Source organism: Cellulomonas rhizosphaerae, assembly GCF_003470205.1.
GTDB lineage: Bacteria > Actinomycetota > Actinomycetes > Actinomycetales > Cellulomonadaceae > Cellulomonas > Cellulomonas rhizosphaerae.
Genome location: NZ_QWKP01000016.1, coordinates 1 through 1,779 on the forward strand (window position 1 = coordinate 1; position 1,779 = coordinate 1,779).

Here is a 1,779-nt window from a genome sequence, read left to right on the forward strand (position 1 = left end):
GCGCACGCGCACGAGCACGACCACGAGCACCACGAGCAGGCGCCCGTCGGCGACTCGATCGTCGTCGACGACCTCGTCGTGGTCGAGACGTTCGAGGAGCTCGAGGTCGAGATCGTGGAGGTCGACGCGCCGACCGACGAGGCTCCCGCGGTGACCGAGGTCGTCGAGGACGCCGCGTCTGCCAAGGAGGCTCCCGAGGCCGCCCCGGCCGCCGAGCGCCCCGTGCTCGACGTGCTGGCGGCTTTCGCGGACCTGACGCCCGCACCCACGAGCGACGCCCCGCTCGAGCTCACGCCCGTCGACGCCGTCCTCTTCGAGAGCGCCTTCGAGAGCGACGAGGACGACGCCGAGGTGGAGTCCGAGCAGGCTGACGAGCAGGGCGTCGAGCCCGAGGGCTCGCCGCAGCACTGATCGACCCGGCTCCCGGCGTGGCCTTGGTCACGTCGGGGGTCGGACGGACCACCGCACCGCCGTCCAGGTTTGACCCTGGGGTGCTGGGTCCGTACCCTGGACTGTCGGCGCGTCTGGTGCGCGCCGATCATCGTGCCGCCGCTGCGGCGCCCATGCGAACCCCGCACCTCACCGGCTCAGGCCGGCGGATCGGGTCGTGCGCGGGTGCCGGCGAGGCACCCGCAGACAGCAAGCAGTTCGACGAGCAGAGATGAGCAGCAACGTGGTGTACGCGATCGTGAAGGCTGGCGGCCGCCAGGAGAAGGTCGCCGTCGGCGACATCGTCGTCGTCGACCGCCTCGCCGCCAAGGCTGGCGCCTCGGTCGAGCTGCCGGCGCTGCTGCTGGTCGACGGTGACAAGATCACCACCGACGCCGCGGCCCTGGCCAAGGTGACGGTGACGGCGGAGGTCGTGCGGGACGAGAAGGGTCCCAAGATCGACATCCTCAAGTACAAGAACAAGACCGGTTACCGCGTGCGCAAGGGTCACCGTCAGCAGCTGACCCGCCTCAAGGTCACCGGCATCTCCTGATCTCGCGCCGCGGCCGGTCGGCTGCGGGCCCCCATTCTCTGAGCACGAAAGCAGGTTCGTCATGGCACACAAGAAGGGCGCGAGCTCCTCGCGCAACGGCCGCGACTCGAACGCCCAGCGCCTGGGCGTCAAGCGCTTCGGTGGCCAGGTCGTCAAGGCGGGCGAGATCATCGTCCGCCAGCGCGGCACCCACTTCCACCCCGGCGTCAACGTGGGCCGTGGCGGCGACGACACGCTGTTCGCCCTCGAGCCCGGTGCCGTGACCTTCGGGACGCGTCGTGGCCGCAAGGTCATCGACATCGTCGCCGTCGAGGCCTGAGCTTCACCAGATTTCTCGTACGAAGGGGCGCACCGGTGCGGTGCGCCCCTTCGTCGTGTGACCATCGCAGTAGCCAGATCTCGCCGCAGGAGCACGGGCGGGATCGGAACGAAGGAGGACAGCTGTGGCGACATTCGTCGACCGGGTCGTGCTGCACGCGACCGGCGGTGACGGTGGGCACGGCTGTGCGTCCATCCACCGCGAGAAGTTCAAGCCCCTGGCGGGCCCCGACGGCGGCAACGGCGGCAACGGCGGCTCGGTGATCCTCGAGGTCGATCCTCAGGTCACCACGCTGCTCGAGTTCCACCACCTGCCCCACCGGCACGCGCCGAGCGGCACCCAGGGCATGGGTGACCACCGCGCGGGCAGCACGGGTGGCGACCTGATCCTGGGTGTCCCCGACGGGACCGTCGTGAAGTCGCAGGACGGCGAGGTCCTCGCCGACCTCATCGGCGTCGGCGCGCGGTTCGTGGTCGCC

At 70.6% G+C, this 1,779-nt stretch carries 2 protein-coding genes and 2 pseudogenes; all 4 read left to right on the plus strand.

The features are described from left to right. A pseudogene (locus D1825_RS18045) lies at positions 1-411 on the plus strand (hypothetical protein); the annotation flags it as partial. A 262-nt stretch (positions 412-673) separates the two neighbouring features. Beyond that, a complete protein-coding gene (rplU, locus tag D1825_RS00180; RefSeq protein WP_199721427.1) occupies positions 674-982 on the plus strand; it encodes a 50S ribosomal protein L21 in 309 nt (102 codons plus the stop codon). 61 nt (positions 983-1,043) lie between these two features. Next, complete coding sequence (gene rpmA, locus D1825_RS00185) at positions 1,044-1,301, plus strand: 50S ribosomal protein L27 (protein ID WP_118765553.1); 258 nt, start codon at positions 1,044-1,046, stop codon at positions 1,299-1,301. A gap of 124 nt (positions 1,302-1,425) precedes the next feature. Beyond that, positions 1,426-1,779 (plus strand): annotated as a pseudogene (gene obgE, locus D1825_RS00190) (GTPase ObgE); the annotation flags it as partial.

Excerpts from the sequence above, each read along its gene's own strand:
- rpmA (WP_118765553.1), top strand. The coding sequence starts at position 1,044 with ATGGCACACAAGAAGGGCGCGAGCTCCTCGCGCAACGGCCGCGACTCG.